General features: G+C 44.0%; 25 protein-coding genes. 6 read left to right on the top strand and 19 right to left on the bottom strand.

Going from position 1 to position 22,568, the window contains the following annotated elements:
• Positions 1–62: 62 nt before the first annotated feature.
• The 5 genes from bioD to bioB form a co-directional block, all read right to left on the bottom strand.
• Positions 63–740 carry a dethiobiotin synthase gene (bioD, locus tag AC0VYI_RS05660; protein WP_475447895.1) on the bottom strand — a complete coding sequence of 226 codons (678 nt, stop codon included), beginning with the start codon at positions 738–740 and terminating at the stop codon, positions 63–65.
• 75 nt (positions 741–815) lie between these two features.
• On the bottom strand, positions 816–1,661 hold the full coding sequence (gene bioC / locus AC0VYI_RS05655; protein ID WP_475447893.1) for a malonyl-ACP O-methyltransferase BioC: 846 nt from the start codon (positions 1,659–1,661) through the stop codon (positions 816–818).
• A complete protein-coding gene (locus tag AC0VYI_RS05650; protein WP_475447891.1) occupies positions 1,606–2,409 on the bottom strand; it encodes an alpha/beta fold hydrolase in 804 nt (267 codons plus the stop codon). Before AC0VYI_RS05650 ends, bioC begins: the two co-directional genes overlap by 56 nt.
• A gap of 40 nt (positions 2,410–2,449) precedes the next feature.
• A complete protein-coding gene (bioF, locus tag AC0VYI_RS05645; protein ID WP_475447889.1) occupies positions 2,450–3,634 on the bottom strand; it encodes an 8-amino-7-oxononanoate synthase in 1,185 nt (394 codons plus the stop codon).
• Complete coding sequence (gene bioB, locus AC0VYI_RS05640) at positions 3,627–4,682, bottom strand: biotin synthase BioB (protein ID WP_475447887.1); 1,056 nt, start codon at positions 4,680–4,682, stop codon at positions 3,627–3,629. The genes bioF and bioB overlap by 8 nt, the downstream gene beginning before the upstream one ends.
• A 328-nt stretch (positions 4,683–5,010) precedes the next feature.
• Here bioB and AC0VYI_RS05635 point away from each other — a divergent pair, with 328 nt between their 5' ends.
• Both AC0VYI_RS05635 and bioA read left to right on the top strand, forming a co-directional pair.
• Complete coding sequence (locus tag AC0VYI_RS05635) at positions 5,011–5,499, top strand: ComF family protein (protein ID WP_233407811.1); 489 nt, start codon at positions 5,011–5,013, stop codon at positions 5,497–5,499.
• A gap of 111 nt (positions 5,500–5,610) precedes the next feature.
• The gene (bioA, locus tag AC0VYI_RS05630) at positions 5,611–6,912 is read left to right on the top strand and encodes an adenosylmethionine--8-amino-7-oxononanoate transaminase (RefSeq protein WP_475447885.1); all 1,302 of its coding nucleotides are present in this window, start codon (positions 5,611–5,613) and stop codon (positions 6,910–6,912) included.
• Between the two features lie 68 nt (positions 6,913–6,980).
• Here bioA and AC0VYI_RS05625 read toward each other — a convergent pair whose 3' ends face one another.
• Both AC0VYI_RS05625 and pomA read right to left on the bottom strand, forming a co-directional pair.
• Positions 6,981–7,976, bottom strand: a complete 996-nt coding sequence (locus tag AC0VYI_RS05625; RefSeq protein ID WP_475447883.1) for a flagellar motor protein MotB — start codon at positions 7,974–7,976, stop codon at positions 6,981–6,983.
• Positions 7,977–8,019: 43 nt separating this feature from the next.
• Entirely contained in the window at positions 8,020–8,775 is a 756-nt protein-coding gene (gene pomA / locus AC0VYI_RS05620; RefSeq protein WP_199476897.1) for a flagellar motor protein PomA, read from the bottom strand.
• Positions 8,776–8,946: 171 nt separating this feature from the next.
• On the opposite strand from pomA, the gene AC0VYI_RS05615 reads away from it, so the two are divergent.
• The 4 genes from AC0VYI_RS05615 (at position 8,947) to AC0VYI_RS05600 (ending at position 12,822) form a co-directional block, all read left to right on the top strand.
• Complete coding sequence (locus AC0VYI_RS05615; RefSeq protein ID WP_199476896.1) at positions 8,947–9,189, top strand: exodeoxyribonuclease VII small subunit; 243 nt, start codon at positions 8,947–8,949, stop codon at positions 9,187–9,189.
• The gene (locus AC0VYI_RS05610; protein ID WP_199476895.1) at positions 9,186–10,067 is read left to right on the top strand and encodes a polyprenyl synthetase family protein; all 882 of its coding nucleotides are present in this window, start codon (positions 9,186–9,188) and stop codon (positions 10,065–10,067) included. Before AC0VYI_RS05615 ends, AC0VYI_RS05610 begins: the two co-directional genes overlap by 4 nt.
• Before the next feature lie 50 nt (positions 10,068–10,117).
• Positions 10,118–11,998 (top strand): 1-deoxy-D-xylulose-5-phosphate synthase, encoded by a 1,881-nt coding sequence (gene dxs, locus AC0VYI_RS05605; protein WP_475447881.1) that lies wholly within the window; start codon positions 10,118–10,120, stop codon positions 11,996–11,998.
• A gap of 179 nt (positions 11,999–12,177) precedes the next feature.
• A complete protein-coding gene (locus tag AC0VYI_RS05600) occupies positions 12,178–12,822 on the top strand; it encodes an SDR family oxidoreductase (RefSeq protein ID WP_475447879.1) in 645 nt (214 codons plus the stop codon).
• A gap of 78 nt (positions 12,823–12,900) precedes the next feature.
• Here AC0VYI_RS05600 and AC0VYI_RS05595 read toward each other — a convergent pair whose 3' ends face one another.
• The 12 genes from AC0VYI_RS05595 to AC0VYI_RS05540 all read right to left on the bottom strand — a co-directional run bounded on the left by AC0VYI_RS05595 (position 12,901) and on the right by AC0VYI_RS05540 (position 22,550).
• Positions 12,901–14,055, bottom strand: coding sequence for an N-acetylmuramoyl-L-alanine amidase (locus AC0VYI_RS05595; RefSeq protein WP_199476892.1), 1,155 nt, complete (start codon positions 14,053–14,055; stop codon positions 12,901–12,903).
• Positions 14,056–14,524: 469 nt separating this feature from the next.
• A complete protein-coding gene (locus tag AC0VYI_RS05590; RefSeq protein WP_475447877.1) occupies positions 14,525–15,862 on the bottom strand; it encodes an MFS transporter in 1,338 nt (445 codons plus the stop codon).
• 342 nt (positions 15,863–16,204) lie between these two features.
• The gene (locus AC0VYI_RS05585; RefSeq protein ID WP_475447875.1) at positions 16,205–16,942 is read right to left on the bottom strand and encodes an SDR family NAD(P)-dependent oxidoreductase; all 738 of its coding nucleotides are present in this window, start codon (positions 16,940–16,942) and stop codon (positions 16,205–16,207) included.
• Between the two features lie 72 nt (positions 16,943–17,014).
• A complete protein-coding gene (locus AC0VYI_RS05580; protein WP_475447874.1) occupies positions 17,015–17,497 on the bottom strand; it encodes a GNAT family N-acetyltransferase in 483 nt (160 codons plus the stop codon).
• A gap of 13 nt (positions 17,498–17,510) precedes the next feature.
• Complete coding sequence (locus AC0VYI_RS05575; protein ID WP_475447872.1) at positions 17,511–18,203, bottom strand: aspartate/glutamate racemase family protein; 693 nt, start codon at positions 18,201–18,203, stop codon at positions 17,511–17,513.
• Between the two features lie 115 nt (positions 18,204–18,318).
• Positions 18,319–18,639, bottom strand: a complete 321-nt coding sequence (locus AC0VYI_RS05570) for an antibiotic biosynthesis monooxygenase family protein (protein ID WP_475447870.1) — start codon at positions 18,637–18,639, stop codon at positions 18,319–18,321.
• On the bottom strand, positions 18,640–19,056 hold the full coding sequence (locus tag AC0VYI_RS05565; protein ID WP_475447868.1) for a hypothetical protein: 417 nt from the start codon (positions 19,054–19,056) through the stop codon (positions 18,640–18,642).
• Between the two features lie 23 nt (positions 19,057–19,079).
• Positions 19,080–19,616, bottom strand: a complete 537-nt coding sequence (locus AC0VYI_RS05560; protein WP_475447866.1) for an NADPH-dependent FMN reductase — start codon at positions 19,614–19,616, stop codon at positions 19,080–19,082.
• Positions 19,617–19,650: 34 nt separating this feature from the next.
• Complete coding sequence (locus AC0VYI_RS05555; RefSeq protein ID WP_475447864.1) at positions 19,651–20,271, bottom strand: nucleotidyltransferase domain-containing protein; 621 nt, start codon at positions 20,269–20,271, stop codon at positions 19,651–19,653.
• Between the two features lie 630 nt (positions 20,272–20,901).
• The gene (locus AC0VYI_RS05550; RefSeq protein WP_475447862.1) at positions 20,902–21,084 is read right to left on the bottom strand and encodes a hypothetical protein; all 183 of its coding nucleotides are present in this window, start codon (positions 21,082–21,084) and stop codon (positions 20,902–20,904) included.
• 341 nt (positions 21,085–21,425) lie between these two features.
• Entirely contained in the window at positions 21,426–21,887 is a 462-nt protein-coding gene (locus tag AC0VYI_RS05545; protein WP_475447860.1) for a hypothetical protein, read from the bottom strand.
• 171 nt (positions 21,888–22,058) lie between these two features.
• Positions 22,059–22,550, bottom strand: a complete 492-nt coding sequence (locus AC0VYI_RS05540) for a hypothetical protein (RefSeq protein WP_475447858.1) — start codon at positions 22,548–22,550, stop codon at positions 22,059–22,061.
• Positions 22,551–22,568 lie beyond the last annotated feature (18 nt).

Raw genomic sequence — 22,568 nt, 5'->3', positions numbered from 1 at the left:
TTTTATCTAAGGTTTCAACCCTTAACCGTTAAATAAGAGCCCAACTCTAAAAGGTCTTTTGATTATAGCTGAGCCAAGATATGATCAAACTCCTTATTTGCCGTTGTCTCCTTATCTTGCCAACTCAACGTACCTAACAAGGGGGCAGATAGTAAAGCTTGTAAACTAGCCAAGTTTTCCTCATAACGGAGCATACTCTCTTGACCACCATTCGCCACCCAACCGGCTAAAGGCAACCCGTCCCGAACAATTGCTTCGGCACTTAATAACGCATGATTCAAACAACCCAACTTCATATTAACAACAAGGATCACAGGAAAACCAAGCGATTTCGCCAAATCGGATAACATCTCTCTATCATTTAATGGCACACGCCAACCACCCGCGCCTTCAATCAGTGCCAAGTCATTAGGTGTTAACAAAGCGCCTTTTAAATAACCTTCCAATCGAGAAACCGTCACCAATCGCCTCTCATCCGCTGCGGCAATATGCGGTGCGATGGCAGATTCTAACACTACTGGGTTGACTTGCTCATAGGGCAATTGAACACTGCTTGAGGACTGAATCAGTAACGCATCGTCATTACGCAATATACCATCAATCTTATCCGCCCCCGCCGCAATCGGTTTAAGTCCAAGAGAGCGCAGACCCGCACGCCCCGCAGCTCTTAATAGCCCTGTAGTGACATAGGTTTTACCCGCATCTGTATCCGTTGCAGTAACAAAAAACTTCTTTCCCATAAAACACTCTACTCTCTTCTCTAACCAAAAAACCTTTCATTCCAAACATCTTTAAGCAAAGTGTTCGGTCAATTTCTAACAGGCTTTTTGCGCCACAATAAACGCCACTTGATAACTTAACGGCACCCCAGCAGTTTGACGCAACTGAGCGTATTGCCTTAAAAAGGCCCGCCATTTCGACGGCGACATACCTTTCGACGCTTGACCTCTTACCAACCCAGCACCTACCTTTTTAATAGAATCAACGGCCTCTTCTGGCGAATCAAACCACATGGTTATGGGTTCTAAAACGGCATCATCTATTGTCCAGCCGCCTTTCCCTACCTGCTCAAGCAAAGACGTATAAGTAGCGTATTGATTCACATGGATGTTGTCGTCTAACCCTTTCCACGCCTGATCAATTTGCGGCATAGAGCCATGACACAGAGTGGAAAACACTATATAACCACCAGGCTTGACAGCCCGATACAAACCATCAAATAAGACGTCAGGGCAAAGACACCATTGCAATGCAAGGCTCGACAACACCAAATCAAATGTTTCATCCACAAAGGGCAAAGCTTCGGCATCAGCACAGATAAAAGATGTCGCCTGAGAAGGGGCTGCCATTCTGGCTTGCGACAACATTTGCTGCGACAGATCCATGGCAACCAAACGATCAGGAGAGAATAAAGAGCGCAGCAAAGGAATAGCTCGTCCTGTCCCTGTCCCCAGATCTAACACAGAGTCCACCTTTATCATCGGCAGCACTTGGAATAGGCGCTCAAGAACTTGTTGCTGAAAACGTGCGTAAACACCATAAGTCACAGCTGCACGGTCAAAGCGCTGGGCAACTTGTTGCTTATACGACGTTAGATTTTCACGACTAGAGAGAGTTGGCATCAATAAATTGTTCAATATGACGTAAACAGACAGACTCATTTTCCATAAAACTTTGATGCGCCACATCAGGCATAACAATCACTTCTTGATGTGGATTCACATCGGCTTGAGTGGTTAATGTTTGATAAGAAACAAGTCCATCACACTGCCCAAGAACATGAAGATTAGGACGATCTAAAAGCGACCATTCGCGTCGCACATCTAACGTTCTCAACAAACGCAAACCACCTACCAAAGCCGCTTTGTTCAGCGTGCTAGTCGGTAACAAAGGCTGCAACTGTTTTACCAGTGTTCGCTCATTAGCCGCCCCTTTGGTTTGCAACATCACAAAACGCTTTAGACCTTGCTCTGGCTGATTCGCTGTTAACGTCGCAAAATCATCAAATAACGAGACCTCCATCCCATGAGGCCATCCCTCTCGCTGCAAGAAACTAGGCGAAGCGGATAAGGTGATCAATCCCTTCACACAACTTGAACGCCGTGCCGCCACATACGCCGACACCATGCCACCAAGCGACCAACCGATCCACCAGCAATGCTTCGGTGCCACCGCAATCAACTGCTCGCTCAACGCATCAATATCGTAATTAGGGCCAATTCGAGTACGGCTAATCCAACTTTCATCCAACGACACTCCTGGCAAGTTAGCCAAAACGACATAAAACCTACTACTCAAACGCTCCGCTAAAGGACGCATGGTTTCCTTTGGCATTCCCCAGCCAGGTACCATAAAAATTGCTGGATTCGTCGAATCCCCTAACTGCTCTGTTTCTATTGGTCTGCGCATGTTTCCCCTTCAGCTCAACTAACCTTTACTTAACTAGGACTTATTCGCACTTTGCCTTAACGACCAATACCGACTCTAGCGAATCACATAATAAAACTACATCTTCTTTACTATGTGAGGCACTCAACGTAATACGCAGTCGAGCACTGCCAATGGGAACCGTTGGCGGACGAATCGCCGTACACCATACCCCCAAGGCCTTTAATGCCTCGCTCGCTCTAAGCGCTTTATCACTATCACCAATAATAATTGGTTGTATCGCCGTATCTGATGACATCAAAAGAACAGGAAGTTCAGCCATTCGTTGACGGAAATAACGAATATGACTGGCTAAGATTGCTCGCCGCTCCTCCCCTTCATCTGACCGAATCAGACGCAAAGCCGCCAAGGTTGCCCCTGCTATCGCAGGTGACATAGAGGTAGTGTATATGTAAGGGCGAGCAAATTGTGTCAAATAATCAGCAATTTCATTCGATGTGGCCACAAAAGCCCCAGATGTGCCAAATGCTTTGCCAAAGGTACCCACCAAGACAGGTACAGAATGTGAATCCAAGCTCTCTAGAGAAAGACTGCCGCGCCCATTATTGCCCAAACAACCTAATCCATGGGCATCATCGACCATAAAAAGCCAATCTTCTTCCTGAGCTAATGCCGCTAAGGAGGCTAAGGGAGCAAGATCGCCATCCATACTAAACACGCCATCTGTCACCAATAAACCGGGGGCTGCGATTTTCTGCAGCAATCTTCGAGCACTGGACACATCACCATGAAGGTAACGGCGCAGTGGTGATTGAGCCAATACGCTACCATCAATTAAAGAGGCATGATTAAGCTTATCTTGAACCACTGGTCGCGATTTCGCAGCCAACGCAGAAATCACGCCTAAATTGGCCATATAACCAGTACTAAATAACATCACCCTCTCATAACCGAGCCAATCAGCCAGCGCATCTTCTAACGCTTGATGGGGGGCCAAATGACCACAAACTAAATGCGATGCGCCCCCACCGACACCATATTGCTCTGCGCTAGCCTGTACAGCTCGAATCAAATCAGGGTGATTAGCCAATCCCAAGTAATCATTTGAACAAAAAGAAGTATACGCAGAGCCGTTAAAACACGCCTTTGGTGTTTGCGGCCCCTCTAACGTCACCGTTTGACGCAGTAAGGCCTGTTGACGGCGCTCGTCAAGTGCCGTCTTTATCCAGGATGGTGTATTAGGCATTAGCATCGTAAAACAGTTTAGATTCTTCCTGCTTCACAACCTGATCAGCAATGGCTTCCATCACTGCTTGGTCTGAATGCTCTTCACGCTTTTCAGGAGTAATACCCAATTTGCTGAATAAATTCATGTCTTTATCCGCTTCTGGGTTGGCTGTAGTCAGTAATTTTTCACCATAAAAAATAGAATTAGCGCCCGCCATAAAACACAAAGCTTGCGTTTGCTCACTCATACCTTGGCGGCCAGCGGACAAACGCACATGAGACATGGGCATAACAATACGAGCTACCGCAATGGTGCGGATAAATTCGAACTCATCAAGGTCCTCCACATTAGCCATTGGCGTCCCTTCCACTTTTACCAACATATTAATTGGCACACTTTCGGGGTGGGGTGTCATTTGAGACAACTGGCGAATCAGACCCACACGATCTTTTTGCTCTTCTCCCATCCCCATAATACCGCCACAGCATAATTTAATGCCTGAATCACGTACTCGAGACAAGGTATCTAGACGATCTTGATAAGTACGGGTCGTGATAATACTGTCGTAAAATTCTGCCGACGTATCCAAGTTGTGGTTGTAATAATCTAAGCCAACGTCTGATAAACGCTGTGCTTGCTCATCGCTCAACGTACCGAGCGTGACACAAGATTCAAGCCCTAAGGCTTTTACCCCTTTGATCATTTCGAGTACATAGGGAAAATCTTTTTCTGAGGGATGCTTCCAAGCTGCCCCCATACAGAAACGGCTCGCGCCCTTTTCTTTGGCCAACTGAGCTTCTTCCAGCACCTTTTGAACTTCCATCAGTTTCTCTTTTTCCAGCTCTGTATTGTAATGCCCACTCTGTGGGCAATATTTACAATCCTCTGGACAAGCACCCGTCTTAATTGATAATAACGTACTCACCTGAACTTCATTGGGTGCAAAGTTTTGACGATGGACCGTTTGAGCGCGAAACATCAGATCCATAAAAGGTAGATTAAAAAGCTCTGTAATTTCAGCATGAGTCCAATCAAAACGTGGCTCAATCAAGTTAGTGACAGGCATAATATCCTCAAAAAATATAGCGTTAAGGATGGCAATACTAATGGACTGGAGACAACTGTCAACCTCATTTTTATCCAAGGTTTACTATAGTATATTTTCAAAACAATGCAGTATTTGCCAATCTCACAGTCAAACAGCCGTTTGTGAGTATTGCAAAGTAGGGTTTGAACACAATCGCCATGCTTGTTCTGTCTGCCAACGCCCCCTATCGCAACAACAGATAGCCCAACATGACTCCCAACAAAGTCTATGTGGAAAATGCCAAGCAGCCCCACCCCCCTATTATCGCTGTTTAGCTCCCTTACGCTACGAAGGGACAACAAGAATCTTGATTCAAAATATTAAATTTCACCAACAAGCCCACTTTATTCAACCACTAATGGAAATAGTGAGAGATCACCTCGTCACCTATTATTCACAAAACGCACCTTGGCCAAACCAAATAGTATTCGTACCAAGCCATCCGCAGCGCATAAAAGAACGCGGTTTCTGTCAAACCCAAATAATGGTCAACACATTGCATTCCCTTCTCAAATCCACCCTAACCAGCGACCTCCCTTACATAGCTACTCGCAACCCAATACACAAAAGTGTTCACACACAAGCACAACACACTTTAAGTCGAAAACTGCGCATACAAAACCAACAAGGTGTGTACCAAGTTCAAGGACCAATAGAAGAACACGTTGCGCTATTCGACGACGTCATGACCACAGGCAGCACATTAGAGAGCTGCACTAAGGCACTACAAAGAAAAGGCGCAAAACGCGTCGACATATGGGTTATTGCTAGAACCCCCGATGATAAACACGGCTAAATTGTCCCGTCTCAGAGTCAGTTTACTCTCTTTGAACACGACAGACTGGTGGCAAAGATACGTCGCTTTGTTTAGACTCCAAGCGCCTCTACAAGAAGAAATGGTTTTACAATGCAAGATTATCCCTCCCATCAAAACTATATAGAGCTAGACAAACAACTGCTTTGGCACCCTTATACCTCAATGAGCACACCAACGCCCCAGTATTTGGTGGAACGTGCTTTAGGCTGCGAAATTCATTTGGCTAGCGGTCAAACACTGATCGACGGTATGTCCTCTTGGTGGAGCGTCATCCATGGCTATAACCACCCAGCCATGAACCAAGCAATGAAACAGCAGATCGATCAATTTTCCCATGTTATGTTTGGCGGGCTGACACACAAACCCGCCATTGACCTCGCCCAGAAATTGGTTGCTATGACACCAAAGTCCCTGACGCGCGTATTCTTCTCCGACTCGGGTTCCGTCTCGGTAGAGGTAGCATTAAAAATGGCCATCCAGTATTGGCATACCCAAGGTAAAGCAGACAAACAATTCTTTGCCACCCCCAAAAGTGGTTACCATGGCGATACTTTTGCTGCCATGTCTGTCTGCGATCCTGAAAATGGCATGCATAACTTATTCAATGGAGCTGTCACCCAGCAGTACTTTGTCTCTCCACCACCAACAGGCATAGACACTCCCATTAAAGACAGTTATATCGACGAAATTCGTGCTCTTTTCACTACCAAACATAACAAGATTGCCGGTTTTATCATTGAGCCCGTCGTACAAAATGCGGGCGGTATGCGTTTCTACAATCCCGACTATCTCAACCGTCTTCGAGCACTGTGTGATGAGTTTGATATTCTCTTGATTTTCGATGAAATCGCCACCGGATTTGGCCGAACAGGCAAACCATTTGCAACAGATCACACTGCCATTAGCCCAGACATCATGTGTGTTGGCAAAGCGCTAACCGGGGGTTATATTACCTTAGCCGCCACACTGGCCAGCGACAAAGTCGCCCTTGGCATCAGTGATAATGGCGGCGTCTTTATGCATGGCCCAACCTTCATGGGAAACCCTCTAGCTTGTTCTGCGGCCAATGCTAGCCTCGAATTATTGGCGAGCTACGACATAGAAAATACTGTCAAACGAATAGAAGATTGGATGAAGGAGGCACTAGAACCTTGCCGCACCTTAGATCAGGTACAAGATGTGCGCTGCTTTGGAGCAATTGGTGTCGTTGAGTTAAAACAAGCGGTTAATCAGCATGAAATACAACCAAAATTTGTTGAACAGGGTGTTTGGATAAGGCCATTTGGCAAACTGATTTACTTGATGCCTCCCTATATCATCACTAAAGAACAAATCAACACGTTAGGAAAAGCAATTTACAAAGTCGCCAGTGAAGAAGCCAACCCAGTATAAAGGTTGGCCTCTCTATCAACTTACAAACCTAACGACCATCAAAACTGACCTATCGCCAAAACCAACGGCTAGAAAATCTCACCTGGCGATAAATCAAACTTCTTCAAGTCCGATTTGTCGTATTCAATGGCCCCATCATTAATGGGTTTATCATCCGTTTGCATTTTCGGTCTCGACAGATCATTTTGCCTGATAACAATTTCCACACGTCGATTCATTGCTCGATGTGCTGGCGTATCATTTGGCACCAAAGGTCGGGTATCAGCGTAACCAACTACCGCAAAGCGATTTTGATCCAACCTACCATCAGCAAATAACTCTTCCGCCACTGACAAGGCACGGGCGGATGATAATGCCCAGTTTGATTTAAACTTCTTACTGACAATAGGCACATTATCGGTATGCCCCTCAACAGAGATTGTCCCTTTAATACCGACTAAAACATCACGAATCATATCGATCACGGGGATAAAATCGTAGTTTAATTCCGCCGACCCAGATTTAAATGAGCCATTATCTTTCAAACGAATCGTGATAGTTTGTTCCTGCGTTTCAACCTCAACGGTTCCTTTAGAAATTTCCTCTCGCAATACAGAAGCTACTTGCTGCGCATCTTCTTCCGTTTGCTTAATTTTCTTTTCTTGTTCCAAGTTCGCTTTCGATTGGTCCACAAAAATCTGTTTAGACGGCAAACCAGCACTGTCTTTATTGTTTAAATCCGCTTGACCTGGTTTACACAGAACTTCTAGCGTGTTTTTAGGAATATTATCCGTTTTTTGCCTAACCTCATTAATGGGCGTTGGATCCGGCCTTCCTGGACTAAACTCTTGGGCAATAATGGATGTTCCCATAGGAATGGATTCAGCCTTTACCTCTTTTTGAACGCCAAATGCCTCACGCATGGACCCAGCTAGTTGTTTAAATTTTAAAACATCCATTTCAGAAAAAGACAGTAACAGCACAAAGAAACACATCAATAGAGACATTAAGTCTGCGAATGTCCCCATATAAGCTGGTAAGCCTTCTACGCACTCAGGACATTCTTGTTCTTCTTCATCACTCATTTAGTTAATCCGGTCACAACTTGACAATTCATTAACAGCTGGGTTATTCGCGTTCAACACGCTTACCTTCTGCAATATAGGTTTTCAACACGCCGTCGATAACACGAGGATTTTGCCCAGTTTGAATGGCTAACAAGGCATCAAGAATCAGCTTCTGGCAGGTTAACTCTTCGTTTGCACGATTCATTAGTTTCGCTTGTAGAGGCAAACACACCATGTTTGCTAACATCGCACCATATAAGGTAGTCAGCAATGCAACGGCCATAGCAGGACCTATGGCCTTAGGATCACTCATATTGGCCAACATCTGCACCAGCCCCACTAGTGTTCCGATCATCCCCATGGCTGGGCCTGTGTCACCAAACGCTTTAAAGATCTTCGCGCCATTGTCATGACGGGTAAACGACATACTCATGTCTTTAGACAGTTGGGCACGAACCACACTGCCATCGTGACCATCGACGAGCATTTGAATACCTTTAGATAAAAAAGGATGGCTAACCTCCTTGCCTTCCAAAGACAATAAACCACCTTTTCGAGCTTCATCAGCTAGAGCATAAATTTCATCGATTAATGCATCTAGAGGCACACTTTTAAACATAAATGCTTTTACAACCACTTTGCCAGTTGATAAAAACTGACTTAAGGGATACTGAATGAGCACAACAAAAAGCGAACCAACCAGTACAATCAAGATGGAGGCTGGGTCGATAAACTCACCTAGAGATCCCCCTAACAGGATGGCCATAAAAACAATTGCTAACGAACCAACAAGCCCGATTAACGTTGCGATATCCACACACGTCTCCTACAAAAAAAGCTATAATGCTCAACAGTTTTCCTAATTCTAAACGAAAGAGAAGAGAAGGTTCACTCCTTGATCCTTTATTTTTGTAATTTCCCTACAATTGAACTCGAAGATTTCGTCTTTTTCTGTTAAAAATTGTAGATAACAACGAGAGATATTATCATGCCCCCTAAAACAGCGGTCCGTCACTTCGAAGACAACCTAACCGACTTGGACACCATAGTGACGCAACTTGAGTCAAATCAGTTATCCCTAGAAGACGCGCTTAAAGCCTTTGAAAAAGGGGTAAAATTAAGCCAAGAGTGCCAGCGAGTCTTAACCCAAGCCGAGCAAAAAGTGCAAATTCTACTCGATAAGCAAGATGGCGAACACTTAGAACCTTTTGATCCGGAAACAAATTCGTGAACCTAGACCAATTCTCCAACTACGCGCGTCAACGAGTCGATTGTTACTTAAAGCAAACATTAGACACATATCCGCCAGCCGCTTCCTTACAGGCTGCAATGAATTATAGTCTATTTAATGGGGGGAAGCGTATTCGCCCTATGCTGACATTCGCCAGTGCCGCCCTCTTTGCAGAACCCACCCCGCTGACGGATGCTTGTGCTGCGGCCATAGAGGCGATTCACGCTTACTCATTGATTCACGACGACCTACCTGCGATGGACGATGATGATTTACGCCGAGGCCAACCAACGTGCCATATTCAATTTGATGAGGCCACAGCGATTCTTGCAGGAGACGCCTTGCAAGCCTTCGCTTTTGAATTACTCAGCTGCCCATCCCTTAACCAAGCTCAGTGCCAATTACAACTCATTCAAGAGTTAGCCTGTGCCGCTGGACGACATGGGATGGTAACCGGACAAATGATAGATTTATCAAACGTTGGACAGGATATCGATATTCAGGCACTAGAAGAAATGCATGCCCATAAAACAGGCGCTCTGATCCGTGCCAGCGTTCGCATGGGAGCCATCAGTGTTGGGCTAAAGGATGCCAAACAGCTGGCTGCACTGGATGACTACGCCACTGCCATTGGATTGGCATTTCAAGTTCAAGATGACATTATCGACATTACCAGCGATACGCAAACCTTAGGAAAAACGCAATTTGCTGATGCCGATGCCAACAAGCCAACTTATCCTAAATTACTTGGCTTAGAAGGGGCAAAACATTTAGCAACAACCCTTAATCAACAAGCAATTGCAAAAATTTCGCCTTTTGGTGACGCTGCGCAACCTTTAATAGAGCTTGCGAACTATATTATTGGTCGCAACCACTGATATACTAGCCCGCTTATTATGACTTTATTAATGTGACCATACTGGTGCCCATGTTCGACGAAATCCCAACCTCACGACCTAACACTCCACTACTTGATCAGGTGAATTCTCCAGCGGACCTGCGCAAGTTAAAAAAAGAGCAGCTGCCTAAACTTGTACGCGAGCTTCGTGAATATATGCTCTTCAGTGTGGGCCAGACAGGTGGACACTTCGGAGCAGGCTTGGGCGTCATAGAACTGACGGTCGCCTTACATTATTTATACAACACTCCAGAAGACCGTATCGTGTGGGACGTTGGTCATCAGGCTTACCCACATAAAATATTAACTGGGCGCCGTGATGCACTACTGAATATTCGCCAGGAAAATGGCATTTCCGGCTTTCCAAAGCGCGAAGAAAGCGAATACGACACCTTTGGCGTCGGCCATTCCAGTACCTCCATTGGCGCCGCTTTAGGAATGTCACTCGCTTCTCGTCTTCTACACAAGCCACGTAAAGCCGTAGCTGTCATTGGCGATGGTGCGATGTCGGCCGGAATGGCCTTTGAAGCATTGAATCACGCAGGGGATGTGAAAGCCGATATGCTGGTTATCTTAAACGATAACGAAATGTCTATCTCCAAACCCGTTGGTGCATTATCCAGCTACTTTGCTCGCATGTGGGCCAGCAAAACTTACGATCACATTCGTAAAGGTGGTCAAAAAGTCTTTTCAGGCCTCCCTTCAGCGCTCGAAGAGCTTGCTCGTAAAGCAGAAGAACATATGAAAGGCTTGGTCTCTCCTGCCACCATGTTTGAAGAGTTAGGATTTAACTATATAGGTCCAATCGACGGTCACGATATGGACCATCTACTCACCACCATCAACAACATGAAAGATCGCTCTGGCCCGCAGTTCTTGCATATCATCACCAAAAAAGGCAAGGGCTTCGAACCCGCCGAAGGCGACCCGATTGGCTTCCATGCCATCAGTAAAATAGAACAAGATAATCCAAGTGCCCCCCCCAAAAAGAGCTTACCAAAATACTGCAACATCTTTGGTGAATGGATTTGTGATGCCGCTGAGCGCGATAGCCAGCTTGTTGCCATCACCCCTGCCATGAAAGAAGGTTCCGACCTGATAGCCTTCGCAGATCGCTTTCCAACACGCTACTTTGATGTCGCCATCGCCGAACAGCATGCCGTCACCTTAGCCGCTGGTATGGCCTGTGATGGCTTAAAACCTGTTGTCGCCATTTACTCCACTTTTTTACAGCGCGCTTATGACCAATTGATTCACGATGTCGCTCTGCAAAATCTCGATGTTCTTTTTGCCATCGACCGTGCTGGACTAGTAGGGGAAGATGGTCCCACCCATGCAGGCGCCTATGATTTAAGTTATTTACGCTGCATTCCTAACATGGTGATCATGGCCCCCTCTGATGAAGATGAATGCCGCAAAATGCTACAAACGGGGTACGAATACCAAGGGCCAGCAGCCGTTCGCTACCCACGCGGCACCGGAAGAGGCATCGAGACAGAAAACACACTTGAGACCATTCCTATAGGCGAAGCCCGCACACTCTATACTGGCCACTCCGACATTGTCATTTTGGGTTTTGGACGACCCACCTACGATGCGCTACAAGCGGCTAAGCATTTAGATGCGACACTACTGGACATGCGCTTTGTTAAACCATTGGACAAAGCAGCCTTACTGAAGCATCAACATGCCAAACTTATCGTGACAGTGGAAGAAAATGCGATTATGGGCGGTGCTGGCTCAGCAGTCAGTGAATTCTTACTCTCTAATAATATCAATGTTCCAACCCTACATATCGGACTGCCGGACCAATACGAAGAACATGCTAGCCATGGGGCAATGCTTAAACGCATCGGGTTAGATGCTGACGGTATCGAACAACAGATCAAACAGAAATTAGCACAAATCTAATTCACTGCCTTTTTCTACAACGCAATCCAATATGAAAAGCCGACGTAAAAATCGGCTTTTCATGTTCAGCAACCTACCTAAAAATGTCCATCAAGTATGCAAACCTCAGCCAAGGGGTTTAACTTTGAGACTCTCGCCTAATATAGTAGGTAAAGGCAACTAACTTAGGGAGTCAGGTAATGAGTAAAACCTTAATCATTGGTGCAAGTGGCCAAATTGGTAACATCATCACGCAAACAATGGCACAAACAAATGAACCTGCACGAGCGCTTGTCCGTGACAAAAGCAAACTCAGTCACATCACGGGTAAGCAACTTGAAGTCATAGAAATGGATCTAGAAGGAGATTTTAGCGTCGCCTTTGAAGGGATTGATCGCGTCATTTTTACAGCAGGCTCTGGAGCTAAAACCGGACCAGACAAAACCCTGCTGATTGATTTATGGGCAGCAAAAAAAGCCGTAGACTATGCAAAAGACGCCCAAGTCAAGCAATTCATCCTAGTGAGTAGCATAGGCGCCGATGATCCAGATGCACTAGAATCTAACATCAAACCTTACCTTGTTGCGAAACACATGGCGGATGATTACCTAATAAAATCTGGTGTTCCGTATACCATTGTTCGCCCAGGCCCTCTTACGAATGACAAAAGCCAAGGTAAAATCACTATCAAACGTCCTGATTCACATGCAGAAATGGCCATACCCCGTGTCGATGTTGCCAAAGCTGTTATGTTTATTCTCAGTAAAGACAATTTGAACGGAAAGGTATTTGAACTGTTCAACGGCACCTACGACTTTGATAACGTATTGGTCCCGCCTGCTTAATTTAATCTCTAATGCTAATAAACAAGCATTCCCCAAACTGAGGCAGACACTCAGTTTGGGGAATTTTATCCTATTCAATTAGCTAATAATAAGGTTACGTTCTGGAATGTTTGCCAAACAGTAGCTTTTTATTCCATTATGAAGTGCATTGGCAATCTTGTTTTGGAATGCTTTTGTTCTCAACTTCTTCTCTTGAGTCGGATTGGAAATAAAGGCGGTTTCCACTAAAGCAGATGGAATATCAGGCGATTTCAAAACAACAAACGCCGCTCGCTCTACCTTGCGGTGAAGTACGCGTTCACTTTCTGCCAAATTATGGATCATAGTATGGGCAAGATCGGAACTGGCCGATATGGTTCCCGTCTGAGACAAATCTAATAAGACTTTAGCCAACATACTACCCTTATCTTTTAGCGATACACCACCAATTAGATCAGAGTCGTTTTCTCTATCCGCCAAACGACGTGCCATCACACTACTAGCACCTTTATTTGACAAAATATAGACCGAAGAACCTTTTACAGAACGATCATCACAGGCATCCGCATGAACCGAGACAAAAACATCAGCTTTGTGCTTATGAGCAATATTAACCCGTTGACGTAATGGAATAAAAATATCCTTGTCCCGTGTCATCACGACTCTAAAGCCTGGCGTATTATCCAACTTACGTTTCAGCATACGACTAATTTCTAACACCACATTTTTTTCATGAGTGCCGTATTTTCCGGTGGCACCTGGATCTTTGCCACCATGTCCAGGATCCACAACCACAATAATATCACGCTTAACCGGGTGCCTTTCCATGACGGCATGATGCACCAAGTTATTGCTAAAATCTAAAGCCAGATGCCCAGTGCGTTTATCAATAGAAGCACCATCGAAAGAGGTTTGATGCGGTAAGTCAAAAACCACCCGTAGCGTTTTATCATGGTGGACAGCCCAGCGAACATTATCGAATAGACCGCTTCTTTTTAGCGAATCCAGATTGCTGCTATTGGTTGTATCATGTAAATCCACCACCAACCTTGCAGGGTTTGATAGTGTAAAAACGTCGTAATGGGGGACTTTTGCCAAATCAAATGTTAGGCGAGTTAGTTTGCCATCATGAGTGGAATGAACCGCTTTTAAAATGTTAGAGCGATTCGCTGCCAAAACCGGGGCAGATAATAAAACAGCGCCAGATGCCATTAGGAGCCGCTGAATAAATTCACGTCGAGTAGTGCTTGACATAGGAAATACGCCATCTTCGTTTGAGCAAATTGTTTACAACAACAAAGCCTATGGGAGAAGAGGAAGATGGGGCCTCTATTATCTATCTCAAGTTTTTCGAAAAACGTCAAAGAGCGCGTTTTAAAAGCCAGTATTTACTGCAAATCGCCTCGATCAATAGGTCTACTATTTACACGGGACGCGTGCTCCAAGGAGCAAACTTTTTGTTCAAACTCAGAGAAAAGAGAACCAATTCATACCTTCCCAAGACTAAGTTAACACAGTTATGTAACCACGAATAAACCAAAATCTCAAAAAAATACCCAGCACTTCCAAAAACTTTACGCTAGAATTACGACCAGAAAAAGCAGCATCCCCCACCAAATTTCCGTAAAACACTGCATAATAATCAAAAAAAGGACCAAGACAGCATCGCTATTTTGGTCCTTTTTTTGTGTCATTTCTTCTCAAAGAAAAACGCAACAAAAGCTTAGATAGGGTTAGCAACCAAGTCTAAACGTCTTCTAAAGCCCATGACAGCAAGGCTAGCTAACACCCCAACACCGCATACAAAAGCCACATAATAAGCAGGTGCAAGTGGGTCTTCTCTTAACAAGGTACTCACGACTAACGGCGTCGTCCCACCGAAAATGGCATAAGCCAAATTATAAGAGAAAGACAACCCTGAAAAACGAATCGCAGCCGGAAAGCTCTTTACCGCGATGGCTGGTACCACACCCGTCAACCCGACAAAGAAGCCGACCAATGCATACATCGGAAACAACAAGGACGTATCATGCAACATGGTGCTGTAAAACATCCAATAACTCACGCCCAGACCAATACTGAAAATCGCCAAAATAGGGCCATTACCAAAACGATCCGCCAATGCACCACAAACCCAGCAGCCGATGATAACGCAAATAATCGCTAAGCTGTTTGCTTCTAGCGAGGTTTGAGGGTCCAGATGAATCAACTTCTGTAACAAGGCTGGCGTCATTAAAATCGTCACCACTACAGCAGCCGTTAATACCCAAGTCACCGCCATAGAAATCAACACAGAAGGAATGTGTTTTTTAACCACAGATTTAATAGGCAACTCTTGCGCTAATTCTTTACGCGATTCCATTTCCTTAAAGACAGGCGTTTCCTGTAGCCAACGACGTAAGTACATGGTAATAAAACCAAACAAACCACCTAGAATAAAAGGATAACGCCAAGCATAACTGTGAATCTCAGCAGCACTGTAAATAGAATGCATAAAGGTGGCGACCAAAGACCCAATCAAAATCCCTGCCACAAGACCCGACGACAAGACCCCACATGCAAATCCCACATGACGCTTAGACACGTGCTCTGTCACAAAGACCCACGCCCCAGGCGCTTCACCACCAATCGCGGCACCTTGCAAGACACGGAAGAACAGCAAGAGTAAAGGTGCGGCAATACCAATCGTCTCATAGGTTGGCATAAGACCAATGGCTAAGGTAGGTACAGCCATCAGCAAAATACTCATCATAAACATACGTTTACGACCCAGTATGTCACCAAAGTGCGCCATAATAACGCCGCCCAATGGACGAGCTAAGTAACCCGCAGCGAAAATTCCGTAGGTTTGTACTTGGCGAAGCCATTCGGGCATATCAGCGGGAAAGAAAAGACTGCCAACGACATTGGCAAAATAAACGAAAATAACAAAATCGTAAAACTCCAATGCGCCACCAAGGGCGGATAGACTTAACGTTTTTGCATCACTTCGATTTAAACGACGATGAGCATCTGACCCACCCTCGGCTTGATTTGGTTGAGAGTTTGTTTTTGTATTCATGATTGATAGACAACTACTTTTAAAGGATACTTTTGTTTAAGAGTCCTGCCTGCTTCTACCACGGTTATATATTATGTCATGAACGCAAATTCACGAGTGCGATATGAAGTATTTTCAAACAGGGGGGAATGAAGTTTACTGATGAGACACAACAAAATAAAGGCATTTTGTTGGTTTTGTCGACAAATTATTCCGTAGATGCAGAAAAAAGCCTAAATGTATTTTCAGCTCAATTAAAAAGTGCACAATCCAAGAAAATAGGCCATTTTCAATAACCAACAATAAGGCAATGCTGTTAATGATTTACAGCCATATATAGGCACTTTAGCCATATCCAGCCCATCAGACTAAAGAAATACCGCCATCCACCACTAACGTATGCCCAACAATATAATTTGCTTTATCAGAAGATAAAAACTCAATCGCATCCACAATTTCTTCCACCTCAGCAAAGCGTTTAATGGGCACCACATCAGATACCTCTTCTTTGATCCTTGGTGTTTCTCGTTGCCGTTCTTGCCAACGAGGAGTCCAGGTCACTCCAGGAGCAACCCCATTGACACGCACACCTTTTTCAATAGCCTCTAAGGCAACAGAACGCGTTAAACCTTCTAATCCATGCTTTGCCGAACTGTACATGGCGGCGTTGGGGGTTGGACGCAAACCATTAACCGAACTCATATTCACCACACAGGCCCCAGTGGACATCAACGCCAGCTCATACTTAAGGCATAATACATACGACCAATAATCATTGAGCATGGTTTCTTTTAATGCGTCCACACAAACCGATTCAAAACGCCCCTTAGAGGCTAATAGCGGTGAGGCATTATTAATCGCAATATCTAACTTGCCATACTGTGTTTCAATATAAGCAAATAATTGAGAGACCGCTTCTTCTTTCGATAAATCTGCCTGGACATAATCAACAGCATGAAGTTCAGGGTGCTGAGACAACACGTCACCCCATACTGCCGGTTCACGAGAGCACGTAACCACTTGATAACCCAGTTCAACAAAACGCAATACAGAAGCAAGCCCGATGCCTTTACTTCCACCTGAAACAAATACAACTTTCATAAAACCCCTTTTCTGCGTTTAGCATCCGTTCTCACAAATAAAATAAATAAGAGACAACCTATTAATAAGTATCTATAGGAGTGATAATTTCATGTATTGAACATTAGACTCTTTGGATAACGCTTGATCTAAGCGATAGCCCAAACCTTGATACCAGCCAAAAGCGGTTTTATTAGACGGTTCAACACCTAGCACTAAGGTTTTAATAGAACAGTCTAGAGACACAGTTTCCATAAACCTCATCAATGCCCTGCCGATCCCCAAATGTTGACTGGTCGGCTTCACGTACATTTGAATAATTTCACCAGCGTCTGGCAATAGTGTTGTTTCAAAGGTTACACCACAAATTCCGACAAGCTCAGCATTGATAAACGCGCCTGCCATCTTTCCTTTCGTAGAGCCTTCCTTTATCAAGCGCTCAAAGTACAAGGTTGGCAAGGCTTTTTGCTGCTCATAATCCGCCGCAAAACAATCTGGATAAGTGTTTAGCGCTTCTAGCCTAATCTCTCGATAAACACTGGCTTCATTGGGCTCAAGCAATCTTATTTGATACACCTATTTATCCTTTTTAAGAAAGCGCAAAGGCAACGGCCGCATCCGCATGCAGCTTTGTGGTGTCGTACAAGGGCACATGAGTATGACGCTGCTGCACCAACAGCCCAATCTCAGTACAACCTAAAATCACCGCTTGGGCGCCACGTTTATGAAGCAAATCAATGATGGCTAAATAGCGCTCTCGCGACTCCGTATAAATTTGCCCTTGGCACAATTCATCATAAATAATATTGTGCACGCACTCTCGATCCGCTTCACCAGGAACCACCACATCGATGCCAAAATGCTCGATTAAGCGATTTTTATAAAAGTCCTGTTCCATGGTAAAACGTGTTCCCAACAGCCCCACCTTAGTAATGCCATCGACTTTTAACACGTCCGCTGTTGCGTCGGCTATGTGCAAAATGGGGATGGAAATATGCTCGGCAATATAAGGCGCCACTTGATGCATAGTATTCGTACAAATCAGAAGAAAATCCGCCCCACCCGCTTCGACAGACTTTGCCCCATTGGCTAAAATGGCCGCCGTTTCTTCCCACTTTCCCTCATGTTGTAAGGTTTTAATCTCCTCAAAATCCACACTATGAAGACAAATTTTCGCAGAATGTAAACCACCTAATGCGGCTTTGATGCCTTTATTGAGCGCCTCGTAGTAAGTCACAGTTGATTCCCAACTCATGCCTCCTAACATGCCAATCGTTTTCATGATCTCTCCATATTGTTTTAGATATAAATGAACAAACACAGGTTGAAATATTGGGTGGCATCGGGCGACATTTGCTTCTCGAAGCATTTAAAACACGCCTTTGATAGACTGCAACTTAATCTGCATTAACCCAAGTATTTTCTCTTACGTTATAATGGGTTACATAATGATCCGGTTGTAACTCATACTTATCATCTTCTGGGTAGAGCTTTGCTACCCCAATGTCTTCACCAGCAAAAGCTTTTATACTCTCAACATCCGTCCAATAAGTAATCAAGGTGATTTCGGCCCCTTCACTACTATCACGATTAAATATTTGAGCGCCAAGAAAGCCATCCGTTTTAGCGGTATCTTTTACACCTGTTTCATATAAATACGCAATGAAGCCTTCTTCATGTATTGTTGGGCATTTGGCTTTCCATTCACGAGCAATCACTTACACCTCCTTAACCACTTCGATAAACCACTTTGGCTGCATCTCAGCAAAATCTGTTCGACTGTTAGAGGGGAGATAACTGGCAGAATCCAGAACGACAGGCTGACCGTTGACTCGCTTAAATACAACCCAATGCCAAAAATCCTTGCCATCTTCTTGATGATGCTTAATCGCTAACAACGCCAAATCCGGCAAGGCGTCCCAAGAGACAAATGGTGTTTCATTGTCTGAGGCTTTCACCCCGCATGCTAGCAATATGCGTCTAACATAACCCGTATCAGACCATAGCGAGGTATCTGAGGCAAAAATACCTAAATCATTGGCGATTGCTTTCATTTGTGAATAGGTTTTGCCAACAATATTCGCCACTGACGCAATGCCACAGCCCGTCGCTTCTTCTTGGACCACAATAGCCAAACTCACTCTCCATTATTGATTTTTTATAAAGCACTCTCTCCAGAGCGCTTTATTTGGCAGCAAAATGCATCCAGCCCGGCCTTTAGCATTCCTGATAATTCAGGATTTTCAAGAATCCCCTCTTTATCCAGTTCGCTACTTAATAAAGGAATCGAGACAAACGCACTGTCGATAATGACACCCGACATAGTCGTTAATACTTCCCGCAAAGCAGCCAAACCGTGACTAGCTCGTGGCGAGGTGTTAATCAACATAATGGGCTTATAGGGAAACTCTACCCCGCTGACCAACCAGTCCAATGCGTTTTTCATGGGGCCACTGATGCCGTGTGCGTATTCTGGACTAGCTATAATTAAACCGGAGGCTTGTGCAAGCTGTGCTTTTAACCTCTGTAGTGCTGGAATCTGAGCCTCATCCAAATCAGGGTTAAACAAAGGAAGGGCTTTAATCTCACCTATTTCCACGATCACATCATCAGGTGAAAGCTCACCTAAGGCTTTAAGTGCCGCCGTATTATAAGAACATTCACGCAAACTGCCTGATAAGGCGAGTATTTTCATTCCTTCGATCCTTTCCTACCATTCAATTAATAACCTATGACTTGCCAACCACACACTGAACCAATAATTTCAATCGATCTACATCCGTAGGGTCATCATAAACATCGTAAAATAACTGATAAGCAACGGCATCATTTTCTTGCAAATAACGCAGGCTTTTCTTAGGGCCAAAAAACCATAACCCGCGAAGCTGAAAATAGATTTCTAATAACTCAAACTGCAACCAATGGCGTCGATATTTCCCTTCCAAGTCATCTAATTCAATTCGAGACAACATTTTAGAGATCCATTCAAAAGTATGTGAACGGTCTGTCTCATCTAATATTTCCGGCCCTGCCTCGATTCGCTCTTCTATCGCCGCAAGGTACTGACCACCAAGGCCTCGTTGATCCAATAAACAGATGCCATCACCAAAACGCAATGCATCGTCCGAGACTAAGGTCATCTTCTCAGAGGGGTATACCCAAGCGTCCAAATACACGCCATGAAACAAACGCGCCTCTTTGGTTTCTGTACCGCTATCTACAAAACATGCGATATCAATATCACTCGCCTGCGTCGCCTCGCCCCTTGCTCTAGAGCCGTAGAGAATAATGGTATGTGGCTGATATCGTTTTATCAGATCCTCAACAGCTAAACGAATCAGTTTATCCATAAAATAGCAGCCTCTTTACCTTGTTGAATAGATACAGATTTCATCATTTTTTACCCGCAGGTGTCTTACTAGAGGGTTCAATCAGCCTTGCTAATCTGGGCTCTCATAATAAATATCAAATTCTTCTTCATGTGTTTTTATAAAGCCAGAATGGGGCCAAGGCACCCACTCTAACGTATTCCAAAAAATCAGTACATCAATAGGTGTGATTGCTTTTCAGAGGGATAACAAATGAATTCAACACCATTTTTCACGAGTTGCTATCAAAAAAACAGCGAAGACAGGAAGCAAATGTGCTTTTAGCCTAGTTTAAAGCGAAGAGAAACGACTAACATGTCGTTGCTAGCTTGGTAGAGGAATGTATTAAATAAAAGTAGTTAGGCGAGCAGTTTAGTGCTTTGCTGACAGGATAGTTGCCTTCAAAATTTGCCTGTCGAGCAATTGGCTCATTCAACTCTTTCATATGTTCCCTTTAGGGTATAAATCAGCTAATGACTGTAAGGCGATTTCTAAAGGTTTCGGCTGACGATTCCACCAACGCCACAGCATAATCAGGCAATGATTCCCCTCTCACGAATTGCTGAGTAAACAAGGTTCCTTTATGTAACTTATACCACCTTTGCAGAACCTCTAATGTAGACCACTTCGCCGCTTTTCTGCATTGATATGCAACACCACATGAAGGTGGTTACTCATTACCGCATAGGCACAAACATCGATAGCAAAGACACTGGCTAAGAATAACAAACGCTCTTCAACCCAGCCACGGCGATGCTCAAAGCTTGCACCAGAAACCGGATCTTCTCCACACAAAAACGCCCTACGAACACAACGTACTCTCTACAAAGGAAAGTACAATGACAGTAAGGCGTATCTTGTAAACTAATTTTCTGACTTCTGGCTCTTGGCATGGCGAAACCTCTCTTCCATAAGAAATATACTGGTTAAATATACAGTTTTGAGAAAAATCGTCAAGTTACGATGGGTGTCTCTTAGGAGGGTCCCATTAAATGCTTAAGATGCGTGTCCCATTAAATTCGTGTCCCATTAAATTAGATGTATGAGCCTTGAAAAAACTGACTTCTTAAGATGCGTGTCCCATTAAATTTCCATATTTATTATAATGGGTGTCTCATTATATTATTATTATTGTGTCAAGAGTAATACCATTCAATAAAATCATAAAAAGATGTGAACCAAGGGCTTTTTTTACCTGACTCCATCAATTCTTCTTCTCCCCAATTCACGTCGTAGACAGAATCAGTTTCTATATCATAAAAATAGCTGCCTTCACCTTCGATAGAAGTAAATTGTAAATAACGGCTACCAGCTGCATTTTCTTCTAAAACCAAATTTAGATCATATAACTCTTCACCATTACCAATGGGGAAATCCCGATAGCACTTCATTAAATGATAGAATGCAGAATCACAAGACACACTTAGCTTCATCATTATATTAGCAGCTTGATCTTGAGTAATTAAAAGACTATCAAAATCAATATTTGGAATTTTATAACCATTTTTTTTAGCTACTTCTAATTCATCATAATACTCTTTCATTGATTCAAGGCGTAAATTCTTGCTCAACTTTTTTTTTACATTTTCAGGAAGCATTAATCTTCTCCGTCTGCGGATAATTTATTCTGCACAACCAATAGAAAAACACATTAGCGAATGAAGTCCGGAGCACGCCATAGAGAACATAACGAATTATGTTCGTATAAAAGCGATCCGAACTCTATCGCACCATTGACACCGGCTGACTTATGGGTGACCCTATTGATCTTAGGTTTTTAAATTCCATTGAATCGCATATGGAGCTTCTTTGTCGTCATACTCTTTTTTTCTAAAAAAATAAGATGCCATTTCCGATTCAATAACTCTGTGGATAAAAGCTCCATCAGAAATAATTCGATACCCAGCATGCTCCATTACGGCTTTACACCCTAAACCTTTTAATCCCTCTAAAATTTCTCTGTAAGATTTTTTATCTGGGCTAGGTAAAATTTCTGGCGGTGGCAAAACACTAACTCCATCATCGCTTTCAATTTCATTTAGGTACATCCTTTTAGCAGCACCTTCACTACATGCCCAAAGAAACGCAGTAATAAATGGTCCGCCAGGAGCCTCCTCTAATGACATGCTATTATATGGAACCGAGAAACAGTATTGGTTTTCAGTAATTTTATAAAAATCTTCCTCTATCTCAATCAAATCTAAACCTACATCGCTCACAGATGCCCACTTCGGAATTTTAATCAATTCACTCCATTCCATACTTCCTCCAGATAACTC

Source organism: Marinomonas sp. 63XJN7_9_ISO-PGPR-S23-217 (genome assembly GCF_056173515.1).
The sequence above is the reverse complement of the archived record's forward strand: the minus strand, read 5'-3'. Positions and strand labels throughout refer to the sequence as shown.